Origin of the sequence: Pseudodesulfovibrio sediminis (assembly GCF_020886695.1) — a bacterium.
In the GTDB taxonomy this organism is placed as follows: domain Bacteria; phylum Desulfobacterota; class Desulfovibrionia; order Desulfovibrionales; family Desulfovibrionaceae; genus Pseudodesulfovibrio; species Pseudodesulfovibrio sediminis.
The window spans coordinates 3,646,713-3,671,274 of record NZ_AP024485.1 but is presented as its reverse complement, the minus strand read 5'-3'; the positions used below and the strand labels follow the sequence as shown (position 1 = coordinate 3,671,274).

General features: G+C 56.0%; 25 protein-coding genes. 8 read left to right on the top strand and 17 right to left on the bottom strand.

The genetic code is table 11. The features are described 5' to 3' along the window. Positions 1-36 precede the first annotated feature (36 nt). Both cobI and SRBAKS_RS17275 read left to right on the top strand, forming a co-directional pair. Positions 37-750: a precorrin-2 C(20)-methyltransferase gene (gene cobI / locus SRBAKS_RS17280; RefSeq protein WP_229592135.1), complete on the top strand. Its 714-nt coding sequence runs from the start codon at positions 37-39 to the stop codon at positions 748-750. Continuing rightward, a complete protein-coding gene (locus SRBAKS_RS17275; protein ID WP_229592134.1) occupies positions 750-1,550 on the top strand; it encodes a sirohydrochlorin cobaltochelatase in 801 nt (266 codons plus the stop codon). The genes cobI and SRBAKS_RS17275 overlap by 1 nt, the downstream gene beginning before the upstream one ends. On the opposite strand, the gene SRBAKS_RS17270 is transcribed toward SRBAKS_RS17275, so the two are convergent. Continuing rightward, a complete protein-coding gene (locus tag SRBAKS_RS17270) occupies positions 1,547-1,933 on the bottom strand; it encodes a PilZ domain-containing protein (RefSeq protein WP_229592133.1) in 387 nt (128 codons plus the stop codon). The genes SRBAKS_RS17275 and SRBAKS_RS17270 overlap by 4 nt on opposite strands. A 115-nt stretch (positions 1,934-2,048) precedes the next feature. Between SRBAKS_RS17270 and SRBAKS_RS17265 the strand changes: the two genes are divergently transcribed. The 4 genes from SRBAKS_RS17265 to lipA are packed head-to-tail and all read left to right on the top strand — an operon-like array spanning position 2,049 to position 6,174. Then, on the top strand, positions 2,049-3,596 hold the full coding sequence (locus SRBAKS_RS17265; protein WP_229592132.1) for an ASKHA domain-containing protein: 1,548 nt from the start codon (positions 2,049-2,051) through the stop codon (positions 3,594-3,596). After that, entirely contained in the window at positions 3,586-4,716 is a 1,131-nt protein-coding gene (locus SRBAKS_RS17260) for a small ribosomal subunit Rsm22 family protein (protein ID WP_229592131.1), read from the top strand. The genes SRBAKS_RS17265 and SRBAKS_RS17260 overlap by 11 nt, the downstream gene beginning before the upstream one ends. Next, entirely contained in the window at positions 4,716-5,381 is a 666-nt protein-coding gene (lipB, locus tag SRBAKS_RS17255) for a lipoyl(octanoyl) transferase LipB (protein WP_229592130.1), read from the top strand. Before SRBAKS_RS17260 ends, lipB begins: the two co-directional genes overlap by 1 nt. Continuing rightward, positions 5,305-6,174, top strand: a complete 870-nt coding sequence (gene lipA / locus SRBAKS_RS17250) for a lipoyl synthase (RefSeq protein ID WP_229592129.1) — start codon at positions 5,305-5,307, stop codon at positions 6,172-6,174. Before lipB ends, lipA begins: the two co-directional genes overlap by 77 nt. Here lipA and recJ read toward each other — a convergent pair. The 9 genes from recJ to SRBAKS_RS17205 form a co-directional block, all read right to left on the bottom strand. Continuing rightward, a complete protein-coding gene (gene recJ / locus SRBAKS_RS17245) occupies positions 6,171-7,823 on the bottom strand; it encodes a single-stranded-DNA-specific exonuclease RecJ (RefSeq protein ID WP_229597015.1) in 1,653 nt (550 codons plus the stop codon). The genes lipA and recJ overlap by 4 nt on opposite strands. A 74-nt stretch (positions 7,824-7,897) precedes the next feature. Further along, the gene (locus SRBAKS_RS17240) at positions 7,898-8,758 is read right to left on the bottom strand and encodes an HDOD domain-containing protein (RefSeq protein ID WP_229592128.1); all 861 of its coding nucleotides are present in this window, start codon (positions 8,756-8,758) and stop codon (positions 7,898-7,900) included. 52 nt (positions 8,759-8,810) lie between these two features. Next, a complete protein-coding gene (locus SRBAKS_RS17235) occupies positions 8,811-9,707 on the bottom strand; it encodes a tetratricopeptide repeat protein (RefSeq protein WP_229592127.1) in 897 nt (298 codons plus the stop codon). Between the two features lie 9 nt (positions 9,708-9,716). Continuing rightward, on the bottom strand, positions 9,717-10,421 hold the full coding sequence (pyrF, locus tag SRBAKS_RS17230) for an orotidine-5'-phosphate decarboxylase (RefSeq protein WP_229592126.1): 705 nt from the start codon (positions 10,419-10,421) through the stop codon (positions 9,717-9,719). Then, entirely contained in the window at positions 10,414-11,055 is a 642-nt protein-coding gene (gmk, locus tag SRBAKS_RS17225; protein WP_229592125.1) for a guanylate kinase, read from the bottom strand. Before gmk ends, pyrF begins: the two co-directional genes overlap by 8 nt. Beyond that, positions 11,056-11,310, bottom strand: a complete 255-nt coding sequence (locus tag SRBAKS_RS17220; protein WP_014323977.1) for a DUF370 domain-containing protein — start codon at positions 11,308-11,310, stop codon at positions 11,056-11,058. Between the two features lie 15 nt (positions 11,311-11,325). Next, a complete protein-coding gene (locus SRBAKS_RS17215; protein WP_229592124.1) occupies positions 11,326-12,207 on the bottom strand; it encodes a YicC/YloC family endoribonuclease in 882 nt (293 codons plus the stop codon). A gap of 45 nt (positions 12,208-12,252) precedes the next feature. Next, a complete protein-coding gene (locus SRBAKS_RS17210) occupies positions 12,253-12,789 on the bottom strand; it encodes a DUF4416 family protein (RefSeq protein ID WP_229592123.1) in 537 nt (178 codons plus the stop codon). Further along, positions 12,786-14,087: a MiaB/RimO family radical SAM methylthiotransferase gene (locus SRBAKS_RS17205; RefSeq protein WP_229592122.1), complete on the bottom strand. Its 1,302-nt coding sequence runs from the start codon at positions 14,085-14,087 to the stop codon at positions 12,786-12,788. The genes SRBAKS_RS17210 and SRBAKS_RS17205 overlap by 4 nt, the downstream gene beginning before the upstream one ends. 53 nt (positions 14,088-14,140) lie before the next feature. Between SRBAKS_RS17205 and SRBAKS_RS17200 the strand changes: the two genes are divergently transcribed. Further along, complete coding sequence (locus SRBAKS_RS17200) at positions 14,141-14,746, top strand: tetratricopeptide repeat protein (protein WP_229592121.1); 606 nt, start codon at positions 14,141-14,143, stop codon at positions 14,744-14,746. Here SRBAKS_RS17200 and mnmA read toward each other — a convergent pair. Beyond that, a complete protein-coding gene (gene mnmA / locus SRBAKS_RS17195; RefSeq protein WP_229592120.1) occupies positions 14,741-15,784 on the bottom strand; it encodes a tRNA 2-thiouridine(34) synthase MnmA in 1,044 nt (347 codons plus the stop codon). The genes SRBAKS_RS17200 and mnmA overlap by 6 nt on opposite strands. Before the next feature lie 104 nt (positions 15,785-15,888). On the opposite strand from mnmA, the gene SRBAKS_RS17190 reads away from it, so the two are divergent. Then, on the top strand, positions 15,889-16,257 hold the full coding sequence (locus tag SRBAKS_RS17190; protein ID WP_229592119.1) for a hypothetical protein: 369 nt from the start codon (positions 15,889-15,891) through the stop codon (positions 16,255-16,257). 70 nt (positions 16,258-16,327) lie between these two features. Here SRBAKS_RS17190 and gatA read toward each other — a convergent pair whose 3' ends face one another. The 6 genes from gatA to SRBAKS_RS17160 all read right to left on the bottom strand — a co-directional run bounded on the left by gatA (position 16,328) and on the right by SRBAKS_RS17160 (position 24,484). Next, entirely contained in the window at positions 16,328-17,785 is a 1,458-nt protein-coding gene (gene gatA / locus SRBAKS_RS17185) for an Asp-tRNA(Asn)/Glu-tRNA(Gln) amidotransferase subunit GatA (RefSeq protein ID WP_229592118.1), read from the bottom strand. Positions 17,786-17,812: 27 nt separating this feature from the next. Next, positions 17,813-18,097 (bottom strand): Asp-tRNA(Asn)/Glu-tRNA(Gln) amidotransferase subunit GatC, encoded by a 285-nt coding sequence (gatC, locus tag SRBAKS_RS17180; RefSeq protein WP_229592117.1) that lies wholly within the window; start codon positions 18,095-18,097, stop codon positions 17,813-17,815. A gap of 26 nt (positions 18,098-18,123) precedes the next feature. Further along, positions 18,124-20,196: a type 1 periplasmic-binding domain-containing protein gene (locus SRBAKS_RS17175; protein WP_229592116.1), complete on the bottom strand. Its 2,073-nt coding sequence runs from the start codon at positions 20,194-20,196 to the stop codon at positions 18,124-18,126. A gap of 246 nt (positions 20,197-20,442) precedes the next feature. After that, on the bottom strand, positions 20,443-22,353 hold the full coding sequence (gene dnaK, locus SRBAKS_RS17170; RefSeq protein WP_229592115.1) for a molecular chaperone DnaK: 1,911 nt from the start codon (positions 22,351-22,353) through the stop codon (positions 20,443-20,445). A gap of 121 nt (positions 22,354-22,474) precedes the next feature. Continuing rightward, entirely contained in the window at positions 22,475-23,098 is a 624-nt protein-coding gene (locus SRBAKS_RS17165; protein ID WP_229592114.1) for a nucleotide exchange factor GrpE, read from the bottom strand. A 180-nt stretch (positions 23,099-23,278) separates the two neighbouring features. Continuing rightward, positions 23,279-24,484, bottom strand: coding sequence for an aminopeptidase (locus SRBAKS_RS17160; protein ID WP_229592113.1), 1,206 nt, complete (start codon positions 24,482-24,484; stop codon positions 23,279-23,281). Positions 24,485-24,562: the final 78 nt, after the last annotated feature.

Below are 24,562 nucleotides of genomic sequence, written 5' to 3'. Positions count from 1 at the left end.
GACACTGTTCCGCATTCATAGTTCAAAGGACACACAGTGACACAAAAAGGTATTCTCTACGGCATAGGCGTCGGCCCCGGCGACCCGGAGCTTCTCACTCTCAAGGCGGTCCGCGCATTGAGCGAAGTTGACGTCATCTTCGCCGCAGCCTCCACCAAGAACGACTACTCGACCGCCTATGGCATCGCCAAACCGCATCTCAAGGAAGACGTGCGCGTGATCCAGCTCAGTTTCCCCATGACAAAAGACGAAACCGAATTGGAAACGGCATGGAAACACAATGCCACCATTGTTGCCGAAGTGCTTAACAAGGGACAGAATGCCGCCTTCCTCACCCTGGGCGACCCTCTGACCTATTCCACCTATGGCTATCTGCAACGGACCCTGCTCAAGACAGATCCGTCCACCCGACTTCAGGCGATTCCCGGCATCACCTCCTTTCATGCCGCAGCCGCGAAAATCGGCCTGGTCCTGACCGAATCCAAGGAGTCGCTACTCATCACGTCCGGCGTCACTGACCCGGAAAAGCTGGAAGAGCAGCTCAAAGTGGCTGACAATGCGGTCATCATGAAAGCGTACAAGAATTTTGAAGAAATACGAGAGACCCTGACCCGACTCCGCCTCAATGATAAAACCGTGCTGGTCTCGCGCTTGGGCATGGACAACGAATCCATTCTCATGGATATTAAGGACGCACCATCCAAGCCGCACTATTTCTCGCTGGCTCTGGTGAAAAAGAATACCCAATAATGAAAACAGCCATTGTTCTCGCCGCATTCGGCTCTCGCCACAAGGACGCCAAGGCCTCCCTGGATCACATTACCGCCCGAGTACGTGCGGCCCATCCGGATCTGCCCGTGCTGGTTGCCTATACGTCAAAGACTATTCGCGGCCATATGAAAAAAGCCGGCCAGAGCGTTGACTCCGTGCCAGACGCGCTGGAAAAGCTCCTGGCCGACGGTGTCACCCATGTGGCGATCCAATCGCTGCACCTCATCCCCGGCATCGAATTTCATGAGCTGCTTGCGCTGGCAAACGAACTGATGCTCAAAAAAGACGGCTTCAACCGGGTGGAAGTGGGATTCCCCCTGGTGGCAGGCGAAGCTGATCTGGAAAACGTGGCCGACCTGATCCTGTCCATTGCCGAGGAAGGCAAGGGAGAGAACGACGCGGTCCTCTTCATGGGACATGGCACCCGACACGACGGCAGCATATACTATGAAGCCCTGCACCGGGCGTTTCAAGAACGCGACCCCAACGTGCATATGGGCGTCATGGAACATCAGAAAGAGGCGGGAATCGATGTCGTCATTGACCGCTTCAAGGCGGACAACGTCAAAAAGGCGTACCTTCTGCCCTTCCTGTTCGGCACGGGCTGGCATGTCGCCCGCGACATGATCGGCGATGGCGAAACAAGCTGGAAGACCCAACTTGAAGCCGCCGGAATCGAATGTGAAGCGGTGCTGAAAGGGGCTGGAGAATACGACAGACTGGTCGATGTCTGGCTCAAGCATCTGGATGATGCCCTGACGCGGATCAATCGCTGCTAGAAATCCATGCGAAATCGGTCTTTGTTCCGCTCATCGACCTGCCGTTTCTGCTCCGACAACACCAACGCATGGACCGCGTCGGTCTGACGTGGATCAAGATCGACAAACACCAGTCCGGTGAATGACGCAGTCGCCCGAATCACCCGAACCTGCAGACCGGAAATAAGCTGCTTGCCTTTATGGAACAGACTTATTTCAAAGATTCTGCCTTCCCGCATACCGGCGGCCCCATTCAACCCCACTCCGGTAGGGCTGAGATCGACAGCAGAATAGACGGATGGACGCCCGACCACCTTGACGTGCAGACCATCTATCTTGGCGCGATAGGCCTTGCGGTTGCCTGCATTGGATTTCACGGAAAATGAAAAGGAATTGTTGCCCATATATGTACCTGCCCAACACGGCAACTAGCAGGACTCGGCATCATTGCCAAGGGCGGGAAACGACATTTACATGGCACAGGCCATAAGCTAGTCTCTGCGCACAACGGAGAATTCAATGAGCATACTTATACATACCCATGACGGCGGCCGGTTTGCCCTGGAAACCAAATCCGGTGACACGCTGGCCCGAACCATTTTCATGTCCCGGCTGTGGCACGGCGTACCGCTGTGTTCCGGCCTCGGCAAATGCGGATTGTGCCGCGTGCGCTTCCTCTCGGACGCCCCGGAAGCCAATGCCGACGAGCGCAAGAAACTCGGTCAGGAAAAGGTGGACGAAGGCTGGAGGCTCGCCTGCCTGCACCCGTCTGAACCGTGCGAAATCGAACTGCCCGAGCCCATGCGCTCGCAACGGGCCATACGCACTCTGGCTGAAAAAGCCGGCGACTTCGCCCTGGCCGTGGACCTCGGCACCACCTCCATTCACTGGACCGCACTGGTCGACGGCACCCCTGTGGCCTCAGGACAGGAGCTGAACCCCCAGACCGGACTCGGCTCCGAGATCATGTCCCGCCTGGCCGTTGCCGCCACAGCCGAGGGACGGTTTGTCCTGCGCGCACTCATCACTGACCGCATCACGGAGCTGGCCTTGCTGGCGACCCGCAACCTCGGCGGTCAGTGCACATCTCTGGTGGTTTCAGGCAACCCGGCAATGACCTATATCCTGCTTGGCAAGAAGCCGGACGACCTCGCTGCTGCGCCCTACACCCTGACCTATGAGGGGGGCGATGAACGGAGAATAGGAGCAGGGTTGCCGCCAGCCTACATTCCGCCCCTGCTCGCTCCTTTTGTAGGAGCCGATCTGTCTGCCGGGCTGACTGCCATTGAGTACGGAGACACCCCGGACTATCCATTTTTGCTGGCCGACCTCGGCACCAACGGCGAGTTCGTTCTGGCCCTGTCCCCGGACAAACGCATCTGCGCCAGCGTTCCCATGGGACCGGCTCTGGAAGGCGTGGGACTCTCCTTTGGACGGACAGCCGGACCGGGAGCCATCACCGGTTTCACCCTGACGCCCAAAGGATTGGAGGCGACCTATTTCGAAGGCCCGAGAGACGGCACACCGGGCATGACCGGTACGGGCTATCTTTCACTCACCGCCATCCTGCTCAAGCACGGCATCCTGACCGACACCGGACAATTCGGCGAAGGCAACACTCCGCTGGCAGCCAAGCTGGCGGCCAAGGTGACCACAGAGGGAGACGAACCCGCCTTTGTCATCAGCGACGACCTCTGTCTCCCGGCCTCGGATGTAGAAGAAATTCTCAAAGTCAAAGCCGCCTTCAACCTGGCCATGTCCACCCTGCTGAAAGAAGCGGATCTGACACCGGGCAAGCTGGCGGCCATCCACATTGCAGGTGCACTGGGCGAGCATGTCAGCCTGAACGATCTCGAAACCATCGGCTTCCTGCCGCCCGGCGGCAAGGCACGGACGATAAAGGCTGGCAACACTTCCCTCAAGGGAAGCGAAATACTGACAGTGGACCCCGAAAGTCGGGTGTTCGCAGAAGGGCTGGCCGACACCCTGACCCGGTTGGAACTCACCGGAGACACATCATTTGGCGATGAATTTATAAAAAGGATGCGGTTTGGCTATGTCGATTAATGGACTCTTTCCCAACCTTACGGAAGACAATGCGGCGGAATTGGCCCGATTCGGCACACTGCTGAAACGGACGTGGCCGCTCAAGGGCAAACACCGTGATCAACTCAAATATGACATCCGTGACATGTCGCGCAGCCTAACCAATGAACGGACCAAGCGGCGCAAGGAGTACATGACAGATGACAGGTTTCTGTCGCCCTATCTGTATTACTTCCTTCCATGGAATCTCTACCGTATGTCCCGCCTCTTCTCCGGGTTGGAGCTGGATATCCCGGATGGTGCCGAAATAGCAGACCTCGGTTCCGGTCCCCTGACCGCCATTATCGCCCTGTGGATGTCGCGCCCTCACCTGCGCGACCGCAAGCTCAATTTCACCTGCCTGGATCTCTCGCCCAAATCCATGCAGGCCGGATTGAAACTCTTCACGGCCATGGCTGGCAAGGACTCCCCCTGGCGCATCAAGACCGTCAAGGCGGGGTTCACCGACCATCTGCGCAAGAAAGCCGATCTGCTCATGGTATGCAACGCTTTCAACGAGCTGGACTGGTCGGGTCGGACCACACGCCCTCAGGCTGACAAGCTGACCGCGCACCTGTCCAATTGCATAAAGGACACGGGCCGTATTCTCCTTATCGAGACCGGCGTACGCCTGACCGGACGCATCATCTCCGAAATGCGCTCCAGCTTTCTGAGCAGAGGGATCAAGCCCATCGCACCCTGCCCGCACGCCGAGGAATGTCCCATGCCTGCCATGATGCCGGGAACGCCCTGGTGTCACTTCAACTTCTCGGTCAAGGATGTCCCTGACTGGCTGCAATCCCTGTCCAACGAGGCACAGCTTGAGAAGGACAACGTGACCCTCAGCTTCCTGTATCTCTCACAAAAAGGCACGGCCAGCTGGGGAGCAGTGCGCGCCATCTCCGAGCCGTTCAAACTGCACGGCAACAAGGGACAATACGCATGCTCCGACAAAGGACTGACGCTCATTGATATTCCGCCCAAGTCTCGCGCCCTCTTTCCGGGAGAAATCTTTGCCCCCACCTGGCCGGACAATCCCAAGATCGACCTCAAATCCAAGGCGGTCATGCTTCCTTACAAACCAAAAGCTTCCAAAGGCTGATGCGGATCATCGATCTCGGGCTGATGGAATACGAAGAAGCCGAAGCCCTGCAACTCAAGACCCTTGAAACGGTCACTGCCGGAGACGAAGAAAACACCGTCTTTCTGCTGGAGCATCCCAAGGTCATTACCCTCGGCCGTCAGGGCGGCGCCGAGAACCTGCTCATGGACGAATCCCTGCTCGCCGCCCAGGGGATTCAGGTTGCCCAGACCACGCGGGGCGGCAACATCACCTGCCACTTTCCGGGCCAACTGGTGGCCTATCCCATCTGGCGGGTAGAAAAACGACCGGGCGGCATGAAGCAGTTCTTCTGCGACATGGAGGAAGCGGTCATCCGCACCTGCGCTCATTTCGGGGTTGCCGCCATCCGTCGTCAGGGGCACCCCGGTGTATGGGTGGACGAGACCAAAAAAATATGCTCAATGGGCATCGGCGTACGCCGCTGGGTCACCTATCACGGGTTGGCTCTCAATGTCGGCCGCGACGTCAGCCTGTTCAACGCCATCACACTCTGTGGCATCCAGGGGGCGGTTCCCACCTCCCTTTCTACGGAAGCCGGATATGACATAACCATGAAGGACGCCAAATATGTCTTCAGCAACGAATTCAGAAAAGCCTTTACGCATCCCCCAATGGTTGCGGGTCAAGCTCCCGGAAAGCCGTAATTTTTCCAGCACGGCAGACCTGATAGACGACCTCAACCTGAATACGGTCTGCCAATCGGCCAAATGCCCCAACAAATGGGAGTGCTTCTCCAAGAACGTGGCGACCTTCCTGATCATGGGCAATGTGTGCACGCGCAACTGCGCATTCTGCAACATCATCTCCGGCGATCTTGAGCAACTGGACCCGACCGAACCGGCCCGCGTGGCCGAAGCAGCCAGACGTCTTGCGCTCAAACATGTGGTTATCACGTCTGTCACCCGCGATGACCTGCCCGATGGCGGGGCCGCGCATTTTGCCGCCACCATCCGTGCGGTAAAGGAAGTCCTGTCGAACTGCACGGTGGAAGTGCTCACTCCCGACTTTCAGGGGGATGAAGCCGCCCTCACCACCGTACTCAACGCCCGCCCGGATGTGATCAACCACAACCTTGAGACCGTCCCGTCCCTCTACGACACCATTCGCCCACAAGCGAACTACCAGCAGTCTCTGGACTTTCTGTCCAACGCCAAACGCATCGCGCCGGATATCCCCACCAAGTCCGGCATCATGGTCGGACTCGGCGAAACCGATGAACAGATCATGCGCGTCCTAGACGACCTGGCGTCCATTGCCTGCGATATCGTGACCATCGGCCAGTACATGCAGCCCAGCCGTCAACACCCGCTGGTCAAGCGATATGTGGAACCGGAAAAATTCGAAGAATATGCGAAAGAAGGAAAGCAGCGCGGCATCAGACACATGTTCAGCGCGCCGCTGGTCCGATCAAGCTACAACGCAGCCGACTTTGTTTAAAAAATCCAATCCTTGATCAGAAGATCGATGGTGGGTATGCCGCGAAAACGATCGATCTTTGGCGAAAAGGCGAAGCGCATTTTTCTGTCGCGCACCTGATGCGTCAGGGTGCTGGCCATACGCCATGCCTTGCCTGGCAATCTGGTACCGGTCTCTTCGTCCTTGAGGACCACTTTCACGTGTTCGCGTTCGCGGCCAAACGTGCGGTGCTCGGCGACGGTCACTTTTTTGGTGGCAAAGAGCGGCTCCGGGTTCCCCATGCCAAAGGGTTGCAGCAGTTCCAGCTCTTTGAGCAACGTGTGATTGATGTTGGAGAAACCCAGCTCGTGATCAAGCTTGAGGGTCGGTGTAAGCGGTTCAGGTCCAAGCGTATCAACCACATGGTTATTGAACTGTTCACGCAGGGCCGTGAGATTCTCCGGCTTGAGCGACAAGCCTGCCGCCTGCTTATGTCCGCCGAATCCTTCGAGCACACCGCTGACAGCCTGCAAGCCCTCGTACAGGTTGTACTCCGACACACTGCGCCCAGAACCTTTCAGCAGCCCTTCGCCCGTCTCCGAGGTGCACAGGATAAGCGTGGGCCGATAGTATTTCTCCACCACACGAGAAGCGACAATACCGATGATACCGGGATGCCAGTCCTCTCCGTGAAGCACAAATCCGGCCATGTGTTTCATGGACTCGGCCTGGGCAAATGCCTGCTCGGCGATCTCCTGCTCCTGCCGACGACGCTCCATATTGATGGAATTCAACTCTTCGGCAATGGGCATGGCCTCGTCAAAGCTGTCGGCCAGCAGCAAATTGAGGGCCTTGGTCGGGTCACCCATACGGCCGGCCGCATTGATACGGGGCGCGAGGTTGTACCCGATCTGCCCGGCGCCAAGCTCCGCCTGTCGCTCGTAGTCGCTGACCACCTTGAGCGCGGCCATGCCCGGGCGTTTGGCTTCCTTGATGATCAACAGGCCGTTCTTGACCAGAATACGATTCTGTCCGGTGAGTTTGACGATATCGGCGATAGTGCCCAGTGCCACCAGATCAAGGAGCGGTCGTACGTCCACCGGATCACCGGGCAATAATTTATTGAGCGCGACCATGAGCATGAACGCCACCCCGACTCCGGCCAGATCATCACAGGAGCCGCCTTCAATGAGTCGCGGATTGCAAATGGCATCGGCCTCGGGCAGCTCGTCACCAGGCAGGTGATGATCCGAAACCACCACGATCATGCCCAACTCCTTTGCGCGGGCCACAGGCTCCAGATCGGAGATGCCGCAGTCCACGGTGAGCAGCATATCGACCCCTTGCTCTCTGAGTTGCTCCACGCCCTCCGTGTTCATGCCATACCCTTCCTCCATGCGGTTGGGCAGGTGATGCGGGATATCGATACCCCGACTGCCGAAAAATTCCTTGACCACAGCCGTGGCCGTGATGCCGTCCACATCATAGTCACCCCACACGCCCAGCGTGCGCCCTTCGGCCACACCTTTCGCGATGACCTCAACAGCCTCTGCAAGGCCGGGTATTTCCACAGGGTTGGCCATATGCCGCAGGAGCGGGCTGAGGAACTTGTCCATCTCCTCAACATCGGTCAATCCCCGGTTCCAGAGTATTTCCACGATGAGTTCAGACACGTTCAACTCTTCTGCCATGGCGGCGGCACAAGCGGGCGCGGTTTCTTCACCGCGAGGTTTCCAAATGCAAGGCAATCTAGTATTCCAATATGTTAGGAGAGTGTTTTTACGAACTGCTCGATGTCATCAGACTCGACCAGCTCTTCGGCAAATTCCATCAGATCATCAAATTCAACGTCCATGTCATGGCACAGATCTTCAACGCGCACCATGTAGGCACTGTCAGGGTCTTCCATGACATGAACCACCGCATTGGCAAGAGAGACCAACGTTGCCTCACCCGAATGTTGCGGCGCCAGAGCCGGAGAATGATGCCAGTTGACCGGCTCCACCAGATTGACCGGCAGATCCCATGAATTGAGGACCAGAGCACCGACCACCGCATGGTCCATGCCCCAGTATGCTTCTTCGGCTTCATTATCCTGCATATCGTCCGTTTCTGCGAGATCCTGGATGGCAGCCCAATCAAACGGTCGCTTCAAGGCGGTAATCAGCTTGCCGATGTCGTGCAGCAGCCCTGCGGTAAAAAGATTATCCGGCTTGCCAATGTCGGTGATGCGGGAAAGTTCTTTGGCAACGGCGCCCACTTTAAACTGATGGAGCCAGTATGCTTCCAACGTGAACTCTTCCGGCATGTCATAGGCCTTGGCCAGCCCATTGACCCCCAGGGCCAGCACAATATTGCGGATCTCCGACATGCCAAGCACTGCCGCCGCACGCGGCACAGACTGCACCTCGGCCTGAAGCCCGTAATAGGCGGAGTTGGCCAGACTGAGTATACGCGTGGTCAAGCCCTGATCCCTGCTCAGAGTCACCCCGACATCCTCCAGAGAAGCATAGGAGTATCCACTGGTCTGCACGAACAATTGCTGGAGTATTTCCGGGGAAAAGGGAAGGTCCTCCCTCATCTGGGGCAATTCCTTGAGAAAATTCTGAATCTTGCTCTGGTCCATGGGAACTCCTGCGCACACCAAGGTGTCACCCTGTCAAAGGTGGAAAAAGCCGTTAGTCCAGATTAATGGGGGCCGAAGAAGAACCGGAGTCGGTTTGAGGACTTTCTTCCTCTTCTGTTTCGGGCGGCGTTTCATTCGCGGGTTCAGAGGAGAGATTCGGCCCCTCGTCCGCTTTCACCAGTCCCTGTCCCTTGAGAAACTCCCAGAACTGCAAGCTCGCTTCAAGCTTGGGGTTCACTTCCAGACTCTTAATCAGATATTCCTTGCATCCCTCCACGTTGCCTTTCTCATAGTAGCAACGGGCGATGTTGTGAAAGAGGTGCTCATCGTTCTGTACCAGTCCCTCAGCTCGAAGATAATATTGCAGAGCTTGATCGTACATCTTGTTCTTACGCATATTAATGCCGAAATCATTGAACAAGTGCTTGTGCTCCACGTCAAAGGCAGCTTCCAGATCGACCAACCGCTCAAAGATATCGTTGGCCTTCACCTGGTCTCCACGGTCGAGGTAGGTCAATCCCAACCCGAAGTTGGCACGGACGTTCTCTTCGTCGATGTCCATGGCCTGTTGATATTCGAACTCAGCAGAGTATGCCGCACCACGTTCGCGGTGCTTTTCGCCACGCACGATCGCGCCATCCATCTCCTTGATGGCCGGAAACACGGTAGAGACATAAAATTCGGGTTCAGGATTGAATTTGGTCAGGAAATCGTCGCGCTCGATATTACGCTTGGGACCGGACGGAACATAGTTCTTATTCAGAGGCTGGATGGAAATCTGGCCGTTATCAAGTTCTTCGGCGTCCCAGTATGTCTTCTGGATCGTTTTGCGCTGCGTAGTGCCGGTGCCAACCTTGGCAACCGTCTGAGTGGAAAAAACACCTTTGATTTTTTCCGCACCATCACGGATGATTCCGTGTTCTGCTTCGCCGTGTTCCTGATCGGACATCTACTGCTCCTATCCGGCCTGCTCCATCTCCAGCATAATCGCCAATGCGGCATCCTTGGGTGATACAGCCTGGGTGATTGGACGCCCCACCACCAGAAAATCCGAGCCACTCCGCACGGCCTGTGCAGGCGTTACAACCCGCCGCTGATCTCCGGCCTCGGAATCGGCAGGACGGATTCCCGGAGTAAGACATACGAAGTCGTTACTGCATGCAGCCTTGATTCGCTGCACTTCAAGCCCGGAACAAACCACTCCATTTAGTCCATATTGCTTGGCTTTTACAGCAAGGTCAAGGGCCATTTCAGATGGAGCGGGCGCATTATCCACCGGCAGGTCTCCGGCAGCCATGCTGGTCAACATGGTCACGGCCAACACCATGGGCGGTTGCGCCCCGGACTCGACGCCCTCAGCACACCCTTCCATGGCGGCCTTTGCCATGCGTTCTCCACCCAGAGCATGGATGTTGACCATGTCTGCACCGGACCGGACAGCAGACCGGACTGCACCCTGTACGGTATTGGGGATATCGAAAAACTTCAGATCGAGAAAGACCTTGTATCCCAATCCCTTGAGTTCCCTGACAACCATCGGTCCTTCGGCTGTGAACAGCTCCAGACCAACCTTCATCCACGGGGCAGATCCTGCAAGAGTCCGGGCCATATCCAGTGCGGACTCGGCGTCCTTGAAATCAAGCGCAACTACCAGTTCAGCCATCGTCTTCCCATGTCTTCATAATATTACCAAGAATACCAGGACGCAGCGACGGCTTGCACCGCCCGGCCAGATACACGGCCCTCAATTCCTGATACGCCAACTCCAAATCGTCGTTGACCACCCAGTAGTCAAACCATTTTGCCTGAGAAAGTTCACCGGATGCGTTGGTCAACCGTTTGGAGATGGACTCGGCTGAATCCGTGCCGCGTCCTTCCAGTCTGGCCACCAGCTCCTCGCGGGACGGAGGCAGCAGGAACACATATGTTCCCTTGTAAAATGTCTTCTTGAGCTGCTTCGCGCCCTGCACGTCAATATCAAAAAGCACGTCTCGCCCGGCATCCAACATGGCTTCCACAGGCTTGGTCGCCGTTCCATAAAAATTGCCGTGCACTTCTGCCCATTCGCAGAAATCACCGCGACTACGCATGGCAACGAACTGTTCGCGGGTCACGAAATTGTACTCGCGCCCATTCTGCTCCTCGCCACGCGGGGCACGGGTCGTGTAGGACACCGAAAAACCGAAATCCGGAAACTCTTCCCGTAGCATGTTGATAAGCGTGCTCTTGCCGGTTCCACTGGGCGCACAGACCACGAGGACCTCGCCCAGCCTGAATGTATGATCGTCCTGGCTCACCTATTCCCCCTCATCTGCGCTGAACCTTTGACCGATAGTCTCTGCCTGGATGGCGGACAGGACCACATGATTTGAATCCGTGACAATGATCGCTCTGGTCTTGCGCCCCTGTGTGGCGTCGATGAGCCTGCCCTCGGCGCGGGCGTCCTCCCTCAGGCGACGCATGGGCGCACTTGAGGGGTTGACGATGGACACGACCCTGTCGAGGACCACGAAATTTCCAAAGCCGACATTGAGTAATCCCTGTTTCTGCATGGCTACTCCTGTCTTTTATTCGATGTTTTGAACCTGTTCACGGCACCGCTCAAGCTCTGCCTTGAAATCCACGACCAACCGACTGACTGCCGTATCCTGTGCCTTGTTGCCGCAGGTGTTAATCTCGCGGAATGTCTCCTGCACCAAAAAGTCGAGCTTCTTGCCCACATTGCCTTCGGAAGCCAGCACCTCGTCCAGACGGTCCAGGTGCGCATCCAGACGGGTCAACTCTTCGGAGACGTCGAGCTTATCCGTGAGGTAGGCCACTTCCTGCAACATCCGGTCTTCGGAAAATTCGGCATTGGCCGCATCCAGCATATCCACGATACGCTGACGCAGCGCCGTTTTCTTGGCCTCCAGTATTTCAGGGATGCGTACCTTCACCTTTTCCGTAAGGTCGCGCAGGGTCTCCAGACGGCTGGTCAGATCAGTCACCATGGCGTCCCCTTCCACTCCACGGGAATCCACCCAATCCTTGAGGGCGGCTTCAAGGCCGCTGGTCAGGCTCTCCGTCAGGCCGGGATCAGGCTCGGAGCCGTTGTCGCGCCACAGCGCGGACATACCGAGTACTCGGTTATAATCGGGGCTGAAAGACTCTCCACGACTTGTGGCCAACTTCTCCATCTGCTCGAACATGGCATTGGCCATGGTCTCGTTGAAGGTCATGCCGAGAATGCCGGAATCCAGCACTTCAAGGTTCAGGGAGACATCCACCCGACCACGCGAGGCGTAGGTGCGGACGATTTTTTCCCAACCATTCTCCAGGGAGCGAAGGTAGCCGGGCATTCTCCACTTGACGTCGAGGTAGCGGCCATTGACTGATTTTACTTCCCAGACATGAGTCCAGGCGTCTTCATTGGTCTCGAACCGGCCAAAACCGGTCATGCTAACGGGCATATATTTCTTCCTTATTGTTGGAAGCCGCGTGGTGTTCCAATCGATTTACGTCTGCGGCTTGCTCAGCTTGTTTCTATACGACTGACGCAATTTTGTCAGCCGGGATTTCATCTCTTCCCCCGCGTAGTCAGGGAAAGTCCAGGGAAAATCAACCCACTGTTTTTTCTGCCAAATCAATGTCAGATCAGCCCAGATTCCCGCTTTAAGGTATATCCGGTGCGAAAAATTCTTTCCTGTGGCCAAAACCAGGCTTTGTAGCGTGATAAAACCGGGATCAAGATTGAAAAGCCGGTTTCCCTCAGCACTCTGCCTGACCTCCAGAGAGTTGGTAAACTGTTTGATGTCTGCCAGCTCATCCAATGGACGCAATCCTGTGAAACCGACAAGCCGACGAGTGATGGGCGTTCCCAACTCAGCATCATAGTACGCGGTCTGATCAAAGGCGAAGAGCTCTGTCACTGTATCAGCCGGACCATACGCCTCTTCAAGCTCATGCAGCAGGTCAGGCCAAAAAGCGTCCCATTGCGAACTCAGAACCGATATGATCAGTTGTCCGGGATCAGGAATCGTCGGCGTACTCATGCATTCTCCAGCGGTTCAACGAGGAGGACGTGCTTCTCCAGCTTGACCGGTCGCGCCCGCACCAGCGAACGCGGCTCTGCGTTCTCTGGCAGGGAAATGAAACGGCAGGCGGCATAATACTCGCTTACGCCACGTCCCTTGTCGTCCTGAACCAGAACATCAAGGTGCGGAATCGCAAGAAGGCTTTCCAAAAAGGCCTGCTTCTTGGCATTCACCAGTTTCCGCAATCGAGCCGCCCGCTCCTTGCGTATCGGAACATCCACTGCATCGGGCAGCTCCACCGCACGCGTTCCGGGTCGCTCGGAATAGGGAAAAACATGCCCGTATGTCAATGGCAAAGCACGACACAAGGCCATGGTATTCTCAAATTGTTCCTCTGTTTCGCCCGGAAACCCGGTAATAAGGTCTGCTCCCAGACCGATTACCGGCCAGAATTCCGCCAAACGCTCCATGAACTGTAGTGCGGATTGCGGGCTGTAATGTCCGCGCCCCATGGCTTTGAGCACCACCGGATCACCGCTTTGCAGAGACAGATGGAGCTGGGGGCAGACCATGGAGGCGTTGGAAAGCACGGCAAGCGCCTTGTCATTCAGCTGCCCCGGCTCAACCGATGAAATACGAAAACGCGCCCTGCCAACCCAGTTCAGCCCGAATTCGGTATCGAGTCGGGCCACCAGATCCCAAAAATCGGGTTTGCCATCGAGGTCACGACCAAAATGACGGAGGTTGATGCCGCTCAGTATGAATTCACGGAACCCGGCAGCCAGCAATCTGTCAACTTCATCCACCACCTCATTGACCGGACGGCTGACGGATTTGCCTCGTGTAAGCGGCACGATGCAGTAGGTACAGTGATGGGAGCAGCCATCCTGCACCTTGACGACGGCTCTGGCGCGGCCATATCCAGATATGGAAAACGGTGCGAACCGGGGCTTTTCTCCGGCAGAGGCCTGGCCCTGCGGGCCGCTCAGCAGCTGGGGTTTATCTTCCTGACGCACCACCCGGACAACTCCAGGCAGTTGGGCCAATTCGTCGGGCATCACCTGCGCCGCGCAGCCGGTGATGATGATCTCGGCCTGCGGATTGTCTCTATGAAAACGGCGCACGGTCTGACGCAGGTCGGCCACGGCGTTGGCGGTGACAGCACAGGAGTTGACCAGAATAAGATTCGCCTTTGTGGGATCGGACACCTCACTGGCGCGCCCTTCGGACGCATTGGCGGCCCAGGCCTCACCTATAGCTTGAGACTCATACTGGTTGATCTTGCACCCCAGGGTAGCGGTGTAGAAGGTAATCATGATACGATGCAGTACTCCTGATGAATTTATTTAGTCTAGCCGAGAGTCGACCCATGACGCAAACGAATACCATATGTAAAAAACGAAAAGTAGCCCTGCCCGCTCTTGTGGCCGTCACACTCCTGACCGTGATGCTCATGCTGTCCGCGTGCAACAGCACCGTGGGCGTCGGCATGGGGAGCAGCGGAACGCGTGTGGGCGTCGGTGTCGGCAACGGTCGGTCCGGCGTGGGCATAGCCACCGGTGGCTTTGGCGTGTCCTTAAACTCCTATGGAGACTTTCTGCGCAACGGGCCGAACGAGGCATACGACACCAACAAGCTCGGCGTAAAAGCCCTCAACGAGAGCAAATATCAGGCGGCTCGCGAACTGTTTGAGATCACGCTGGAGAACTACCCCAACCACCCTGACGCGACCTATTACCTCGGCATCACCCTCATCTATCTCGAGGAACGGGAAGCAGGCTTCTCCCTGCTCAAACAATACAAGGATTCAAACAACTACCGCATGTATACGGAAGTACAGAAATCCGCAGCGTACCTTGAAAAAAAACCGGAGCTGACGCCTGAAAAAATTCACAGGGTGCTGAACAAAAACCGCTCTGACGGTTACAAGGCCGACCAGGAACAACGCTGGGAGCTGCGCTCCGGCGACCTATAACGGCAGGGGCTTCTCTATGATCCCGCCTCCCAGCACCATGCCGTCCTCGGTATAGACCGCTGCAACCTGCCCGGGTGTGGGACGCGTGTGTGATTCCAGAAATTCAAACCGCAACGAGCCGCCAACCAGTTTCACCTGGCTCGGCTTGGCCTTTTGCCTGTACCGCGTCTGCACCATGACGATTTCCGGCCATGCATCCATGGGAGACATGAGGTTCACCTGCCCGGCCACACACCCGCCGGACTGCAATGCTGATTTGGGGCCAACAATGAGCGTATTGGAGTGCACATCCTTGTCCAGGACATAAAGCGCCTCTGTCCACGCAATGCCAAGCCCGCGCCGTTGCCCCTGCGTGTGCCGCCACAATCCCTTGTGTTCACCGACGATCGTCCCATCCGGCAGGATCGCCGGGCCGCCTTCAGGCATGGGACCTCGCTCCAACAGAAAGGCCTGATAATCGTCATCCGGCACAAAACATATCTCCTGACTCTCGCTGGGAATAGGCGGCGTCAAACCATGCTTGGCCAAAATTTCGAGGACATCCTTCTTCAAGGTTTCAGCCAGAGGGAATTCTGCCTGCCGCAGGTTTTCGATGGGAACCAGGGAAAGGAAATAGCTTTGATCCTTGGTCATATCCGCCCCGCGCACCAACATACGCCCCTGCTCCCGCGCCACCATGCTGACGTAATGTCCGGTTGCCAGCCTGTCTGCACCGAGTTGGCGAGCGGCGTCAAAGAGCACCCCGAATTTCATGCGTGGATTACACATGGCGCACGGATTGGGTGTCAGTCCGGCACGATAGTCCTTCACAAATGGGGCCACCACCCGACAATCAAATTCCTTATGTAAATCAAGAGCATGAAATGGCACACCAAGGATGTCGCACGCTTTGGTCAATCCCTCGATCACCGACTGCCAGGCAGGATTGGGCGGCAGGAAATGACCGTGCACAGCAATCAAATCATGCCCCTGCTCCTTGAGCAGAGCCAGTGAGAGCAGGCTGTCCATGCCACCTGATACGGCCACGGCGATTATCATAAACTGTTCCTCTCTATAAAAATATTTGGATGATGGTATAGGACTTGGCCCGGCATTTCCAGCAATCGATTGACCTTTATGCCTAAACCAGCATACAATATTCCATGGACATTGAATACACAGGCGTTGGATTGTTCTTTCACTTCGCCGTCTTCTTTCTTGCTGGCTACCTGGGCCGATTCCGCATACTCCTCGGAGTGACAGTCGGTACCCTGCTTGTCCCTTTAGCCAATATCTTTGTTGGTCAATTTCATGATATCTATGTCGGATTGGGAACCGGTCTGGTCGCCAGCGCTTGCGGAGCAATCATTATTCCACTTGTATGGGCAGGCAGACACGCTTCCAATCAAGATATCATTTTTGTGAACAACGGGGGAATGGGAAAGTATGCCCCATATTTCAATTGGATCAAAAGAGATAGTGCAGTCAACAAATCCAATCGGAAACGGTGGACTGAAAACAAAAACAAATAATTTCTTTCAAACGAAATAAGCCGGTTGCATCCAAAACAGATGCAACCGGCTTTTCTTTTTCAATCAATCCCTACAGCTGTGCCAGCGGCATGGGCTCCAGATTCTTCTCCAGACACTCGGCCACGGAAAGCATATCCGCTTCCGAGAAAGCCGGCCCCATGAGCTGAAGGCCCACAGGCATGCCGGAGTCCTTACCGAGCCCCACGGGCAGGCTCATACCGGGAATACCGGCCAGGTTGGCGGAGACCGTAAAGATATCGATGAGATACATCTGCAACGGCGTCATCTCGTCCTCAACCTTGGGCGCAACGGTGGGCAGCACCGGACCGGCGATGAGATCACACTGCTCGAACGCCTTTTCAAAATCCTCCCGCAGGAGACGACGAACCTTGGCGGCCTTGTTATAGTAGGCATCATAATATCCGCTGGAGAGGACGTAAGTACCCATGATAATGCGGCGCTGTACCTCGTCGCCAAACCCTTCGGTACGGCTGGACGTATACATGTCGATCAGTTCTTCGGCATCCTTGTTGCGATGACCGAAACGGACACCGTCAAAACGGGACAGGTTGGAAGACGCCTCAGCCATGGCGATAATATAGTAGGTCGCGATAGCGTAATCGGTCAGGCTCAGGGACAGGGGAACCATGGTGGCACCAAGCTGCTCAGCCTTGGCAATGGCTGCCTTGAGAGCGACTTCGACTTCCTCGTCCAGCCCTTCGCCCCAGTACTCCTTGGGCAAACCGATCTTCACGCCGTCGAGATTCTCACGGCCAAGGGCGGCCAGATAATCAGGAACATCAACATCCACCGAGGTGGAGTCTTTGGGATCGTATCCGGCCATGACCTGTAACATACGGGCGGCATCCTCGACACTGCGGGCCATGGGACCGATCTGGTCAAGGGAAGACCCGTAGGCGATAAGGCCGAAACGGGAGATACGGCCATAGGTCGGTTTGAGACCGACAATGCCGCAAAATGAAGCCGGGGTGCGGATTGACCCACCTGTGTCGGTACCAAGCGCGCCAAAGCACTGACCTGCGGCAACCGTGGCCCCGGAGCCACCGGAAGAGCCACCCGGCACACGTTCGTTGTCCCAGGGGTTGCGGGTCGTCATAAAGGCGCTGTTTTCGGTGGTGGACCCCATGGCGAATTCGTCCATGTTGGCCTTGCCGATTATGATGGCTCCCGCTTCCTTGAGTTTGACAACCGCTGTCGCATCATAAAAGGGAACGAAATTTTCAAGAATCTTCGAAGCACAGGTGGTCTTTGTGCCCTTTGCGGCCAACAGATCCTTCAAGACGATGGGGACACCCCACAGCGGCCTGGATGCATCTGGTCCGTCAGCGTCCATGGCCTCGGCCTGCTTCAACGCATCTTCACCCAAAACGGTGATAAGCGCCTTGACCTGCGGCTCAGTGGTTTCGATGCGGCCCAGGCAGTTTTTTACGGCCTCGGCAGAGGTCACGGCACCACTCTGGAGCTGTTCGGCTATCTCTGTGAGAGTCTTTGTATAGAGTTCAGACATTAATCAATCCTGAATATTATCGGTAAATTATACGATACGGGGAACAATGAAGAACTGGCCATCCTGCTCGGGAGCGTTGGAAAGCACGTCATCACGGGTGTATTCTTTTTTCACCTCGTCCTTACGCAGGACAGTGGTGTGTTTGACCGGACTGTACATGGGCTCGACACTCTCAGTATCGAGTTCACCGAGCTTATCCATATAGTCCAGTATATCGCCGAGCTGACCGGCGAAGAGTTCGAGTTTGTCCTGTGGCAGATCAAGCCGGGAAAGCTTGGCGACCTTTGCCACTTCTTCGGGACTGATTTTCATTCTATTCTCCTTATGTAATACGCCGACTAGTGTGTCGGCGGAATATCCGGGTTGGTTGCCGAGGAGCGCCTGGATTTCTTCATTTTCGCATCAATACGCTTTTCGTAGGCTTTCATGCGTCTTTCACGACGCGCCTTGGCCTTGGCGATACGCACCTTGAGTTTCTCGACATCAACAAGCTGTTTGCCGTTTCTCACGGGACTGAACAGGAACAGCTCCTGGCTGGCCACACCGGACTTGGTCCAGGTTATGGGAGCCATGCTGAAATCCATTCCCTGCGCCGACTGGATGCGCGTATTCACATCATCGGCATCCCAGTTTGACGGCAGAACGCCGAACTGACCGGCAAAGCGAATAAAGTCATAGCCTAACGCCACCCAGAAATCGGCCTTGCCGAGTCCTTCTTCAGTGAGCGCGTTCTGAAGGTTGCGCCCGCCATCCGAATCCGCCCACCATGCACCGGGACAGATTGCCAGTCGATAGTAATGCTCATCGATACCCTTGGTGGAATCCAATGCGCGACTCCACAGGCCAGGCCCGAGAAAGACAAGCTGGTCGCCTTCATAAAAGAAGAAATTAGGCAGCAGCGTCTGCGCCTGACTCCATCCATCCGGGATGAACACAGCCCCAAAATCGGGCATTTCCAACGGAATATCCTTGTTTTCACTAAAGTTGGCAGGCACCTTGAGCAGCTTGCTCACACGCTTGCTCCACTGTTTGAGCTCTCTTGACGGATAGGACTGCATGCCCTTGATACGTCCCCCCAGAGGTGCGGCTTCGCGATAAAAGGTCTCGGACATGGTACGCCCGAATTTTTCTTCAGGATACAACACCGCCAGATCCCTGATGCCAAGCTGGTCCACGGTCAGGGAAACCAGGCTGCGCACTTCATCATTACGGCTGGTAAAGAACCGCCATGCATCCTCACCTTCAATCTTGTCGCCAAGGGACCCCATGAAGGAGAAGACAGCACGTTCCTTAAGAATATTCTTGCCTGGAGAACCGGCCTCATACAACCGCTTGAAGGCATTGACTCTCAAGGGGCCGCCCACCACGGAATAGTGATCCGGCAACGCGTCAAGCCGCGCTTCCCAGCCAGGTATCTGAGTATTGATGACCTTGATGTCAACGTTCACTCCATCCTGGGCCAGACGCCATTGAGCCAATCCGGTTCCACGCAGGATTTTGATCCCCACCTTGGCATACGGGCCAGTGACGGGCAGTGCCAATGCAAGCCCAACCGTGGGCAGACCATACCTGGATTCCAGATCAGCCAACCGGGAACGCAGAGGGTCCATATCCACCAGTTCGGCATTCACGGAAATATTACGCAGAGTGCGCCAGTTGGCAGGCCATGCCTCCTCGGAATCCACGGAACGCACGCCGCGTTCAAACGCGGTCATTGCATAGGGGAACCGCCACTGATTGGCGGAATTGACCGCAACGGACAACGCTTCCACGTCGTCATCGCTCATGGCTTGCAGCCGTGTCAGGAATTCATGTTCAAAACCGGCCCGGGCAACATCGTCAGGCGCTTGCTTATAAAACCCGTCCAGCACATCCAGTGCGCGCTCCGCATTCTGCTTCTCAATGAAGTAGCTGTTGTACCACAGCCCCACTTCCCACTTGGTTTCCCAGGGAACGGCGTCACTCTCCAGCACCCACTTGAGGTGGTTGCGCAACCGCTCGGTCTTGTCGAGCGCGGCCATGGCGTCAAGATAGGGAAGCTCCCAATCGAGCCGGTACAGGACCTTGGTATCAATGTTGCCCCAGGCTTCCAACGCCAGACGAGCCTGTTGAGGGTGCTCGTTCTCAATGGCGGATTTGGCCAGCCGTGAATACACGGTGGGCAGCTCCGAGCGGACCAGATCGCTGCGTTCCAGCGCATCGGCATAATAGAGTTCGGCCACCTCGTACCGTTTGGCCTGCCAGGCCGCATCGGCCTCGACCAACAGGTTCGGTGTGGACAGGGTATCACTGCTCTTGATCGGCCCATATTTCATGGGACCACAACCAAAACCAAGCAGTGCCAGAAGAATCAAGAGAATCAGCAGCCGTGCGGCGCGGGTGAAAGTCATCATTGTATGTATTCGTCGCATAAGTGTTCCATTTGAGTGGTTTAAGCAACCAGAGAATCAGTCTGGTCGCAAGAATGCAGACCGGTACTGCTATACTTCGCTTGGTCAGCTATTGCAAGCGGGACAACGGCGGGCTTTTTCCTGCCCGCAATGACGCCTTTGGTCTTTCAACCGCCTCGTACAAAGACGGCCTCCACACTGAGTGCCGCAATAAAAAAAGGGTGCCGGATTTCTCCGGCACCCTTTGTCATTGCGTTATCTGCTGGGCTATTTGACTTCGGTGTAGTCTGCGTCGACCACATCATCGTCATCCTTGGGAGCTGCGCCAGCTTCTGCTGCGCCTTCAGCACCCATATCAGGGCCGCCCTGCTCAGCGTTCTGCTGTGCGTAGAGCTGCTCGGCCAGCTTGTGGGAGCTCTGTGCCAGCTCTTCGGTCTTGGCTTTGATCTCATCCACATCGTCGGTCTCCAGAGCCTTTTTCAGGGCCTCCATCTTGCCTTCGATGTCAGCCTTGAGCTCGCTGTCCACCTTATCGCCGAGGTCACGGATAGACTTCTCGGATGTGTAGACGAGGGTGTCGGCCTGGTTGCGGACCTCAATGAGTTCCTGCTTGGCCTTATCCTCGTCAGCGTGGGCTTCGGCATCCTTGACCATCTGATCGATTTCCTCATCGGACAGACCGGAGGAAGCGGTGATCTGGATGGACTGCTCATGACCGGTGCCCATATCCTTAGCGTGGACGTGCACGATACCGTTGGCATCGATGTCAAAGGAGACCTCGATCTGCGGTACGCCACGCGGTGCCGGCGGAATACCGGTCAGTTCGAAGTTGCCGAGCAATTTGTTGTCGGCAGACATGGGACGCTCCCCCTGGAAGACACGGATGGACACGGAGGGCTGATTGTCAGCCGCGGTGGTGAACACCTGGGACTTCTTTGTGGGGATGGTCGTGTTGCGCTCGATGAGGTGCGTCATCACGCCGCCCATGGTCTCGATACCGAGAGACAGAGGCGTGACATCCAGCAGGAGCACGTCCTTGACGTCACCGGCCAGGATACCACCCTGAATGGCAGCACCCATGGCGACCACTTCGTCCGGGTTCACGGAGCGGTTGGGCTCCTTGCCGAAGAAGGACTTCACCTTCTCCTGAACCATCGGCATACGGGTCATACCACCAACGAGGATGACTTCGTCGATGTCGGAAGCGGACAGACCTGCGTCTTTCAGCGCCTTCTTGCACGGGGCAACGGTACGCTCAACCAGATCCTCGACAAGCTTCTCCAGCTTGCTGCGGCTGATCTTGACCATCATGTGCTTGGGACCATTCTGATCTGCGGTGATAAACGGCAGATTGACCTCGGTCTCAACGGAGCTGGACAGCTCGTGCTTGGCCTTTTCAGCAGCTTCTTTCAGACGCTGCAGGGCCATACGATCCTTGGACAGATCGATGCCGTTTTCCTTTTTGAACTCATCGGCCAGGTATTCAATGATACGATGGTCGAAATCTTCACCGCCGAGGAACGTGTCACCGTTGGTGGCACGAACTTCCACAACGTTGTCGCCGACTTCGAGGATGGAGATATCAAAGGTACCGCCACCGAGGTCAAAAACCGCGATCTTTTCGTTGGCCTTCTTGTCAAAGCCGTAAGCCAGCGAGGCTGCGGTCGGCTCGTTGATGATGCGCTTGACCTCAAGACCGGCAATCTTGCCTGCGTCCTTGGTGGCCTGACGCTGGGAGTCGTTGAAATATGCCGGAACAGTGATGACTGCTTCGGTTACAGTTTCGCCCAGGTAGGTCTCAGCGTCCTTTTTCAGCTTCTGCAGAATCATGGCGGAGACTTCTGGCGGCGAGTATTTCTTGCCGTCGATCTGTACCCAGGCGTCGTTACCGTTGCCGGCCACGATGTCGTAAGGACAGTGTGCCTGCCATTTCTTGACCTCGGGCGCGTTGGCAGCACGGCCCATCATACGCTTGATAGCGAAAACAGTCTTTTCAGGGTTGGTGACAGACTGCCGTTTAGCAATGTCACCCACCAAGCGTTCCTTGTCGGTAAAAGCAACCACGGACGGCGTAGTACGGCCGCCTTCGGGGTTGGTGACGCATTTCGGGTCTTTACCCTCCATGACGTAGACGCAGGAGTTGGTGGTTCCGAGATCGATCCCTATGATCTTACCCATGTGTATGTCCTCCTAATACTCTTCTATTGAAATATGTCACAATGGACGTTCAGTATTCGTTACTTTGTTCAATAAGCATGCGTTCACCCTTGTAAAGGGCTGTGGCATCAAAAAAAATCGTTTACGCCTTGTTGACCATGACCTTTGCGGGCCGCAACAGACGTCCCTTGAGGATATAGCCCCCCTGCACGACCTGAGCGATCTGGTTGTCACCCAATTCACTCTGATCAACCGTGCCGACCGCTTCATGCACTTCCGGGTCGAATTCGGCACCAACAGCGGCCTGTACGGCCTCCAGCCCGTGCCCCTTGACGGCATCAAGGAAAATCTTGCGGGTCATGTCCACACCGATGACGAAATTTTTGCAGGCATCGTCCAGACCGCCGGTATGCGCCAAAGCGAGATCAAGATTGTCCAGCACGGGCAGCAGGTCGGCGAGCACGGACTCTCCGGCGTACTTCTTCATCTCCTCATTCTCACGCAACAGGCGTTTCTTGAGGTTTTCGGCATCAGCCAGAGCGCGAAGACGAATCCCTTCCGCTTCCTTGTGCACATCACATTCGGGGCAAACCGATTCGCGGCACAGGGCGTAGAGTTCTTCCTGGCTCAGTGAGACTTCGGTCTCTTCTTCCACAACTTCCGCCTCGGTTCCTTCCGGGGTCCCTTCGGCATCTTCAGTGAAAATCTTCCCTTCTTCGTCGTACAGACCGTTGATGGGAACGTCAGTGTTCTTGTTTTTCGCCATGAAATATCAATCCTTGAAAACGTGGTTGATCAAGATAAAGCCTCGACGAAAGCGAGGTATGTTGGACAAATAAGCATGCCCAAAGGGTTGTCAATGGGGAAAAAGTGAAGAAAATGCAGCTTGATTTTCATGAAGCGAAACAAAGCAACGTCGTTGATCCACACGGTCGAAGGCATCGGATTATATCTTGAACCCGCCGTTCTCATAGATCAATTTCGGTTCACCGGTCCTGAGCCAGGCCGTAACCCGCTTGGGCTGCGTGTTGACCAGATCCCAGTGCATATCAGAAGAATTGAACCCAAACTCATATTCCAATTGAGCGGACAGCATTTCCGTCGGACCGGAAAAACTCTCCAGGGTCGACCCGCCGAGCGCGATATGACAGTTGCCGTTTTCGCCGCCAAAATTCTCGTCGAGCAAGGTGTGAGCCATGAACCGATCCACTCTGGAGAACCGTTTATCCGTGAGCGAGAACTCCCCCACCCGACGCGCGCCAGCGTCCAAATACATTTGGTTCTGCAAAAAGAGCTGTCCCCGCTCCGACTCCACCCGTGAAGCGATGCCATCGGAAAAATCAAGGGACACGCCAGCGACGAGGTGACCGTATCGCAAGGATGGCTGGTCCGCATAATACGTTCCCTCCACCCCTCTGGCATCAGGGGCGAAATAGATTTCGTATCCGGGTATGTTGGCTCCGTTCACGCCCACAAACCGCCGATTCTCCCCCACAGGCACCTTGAGATTCACATCCTCCGACTCCACCCGCAGCGACTTGATATCCATGGCATCAAGCCACTGGCACACTTCACCCACTTCCTTTTTGAGTCGTCGCCACTCCTTGACCGGAGCGGGCATGTTCAGCCAACAGGCCCGTTGCAGTGCATAGGTATACTCTTCCAGTGTCATGCCCGAAGCCTCGGCCAGAGCTTCGGTCGGGTACAGGCAGGTGGTCCAGCCAAGCGTGCCGGACTGCCTGCGCCGTTGCAGAATCCGTCGGGTGGGCGCGTCCGCACGGCGCGCCTCGCCAATGGTTCGCGGATCGACAGCCTGGAGATGGGTCAGGTCTTCCGGGGCAAGTATGTTGATGACGCCAGCGACCTGGGAATACAGCTCGGGCAGGCCGGGCTGTTGGAACACCAGTTGACCGAAGCTTGAATTGAGGTACCGCTCCATCTCCATATACGGAGTGGGCATGGCCATAGAGACAGGGTTGAGGTGCATGTCCATGAGTCGAGAATAGACGGCCTCCACCAGGGCCAGCCCCGGAGTGTCGTAACGAATAAGAACGATGTCCTTGTTCCTGAGGGGCTTTTCCCTTGATTCATTCAAGGCCCAGAGCAGGACCTCGGCATAATTCTCGATATCAACGGACGTAAACAGCGACACATTCTCTCCTTGGTTGATCCGCTCAAGTGCGGACACAAAGCGTACAGAATGGAGGGAGGGAGAGGCAACCGTTTTCAA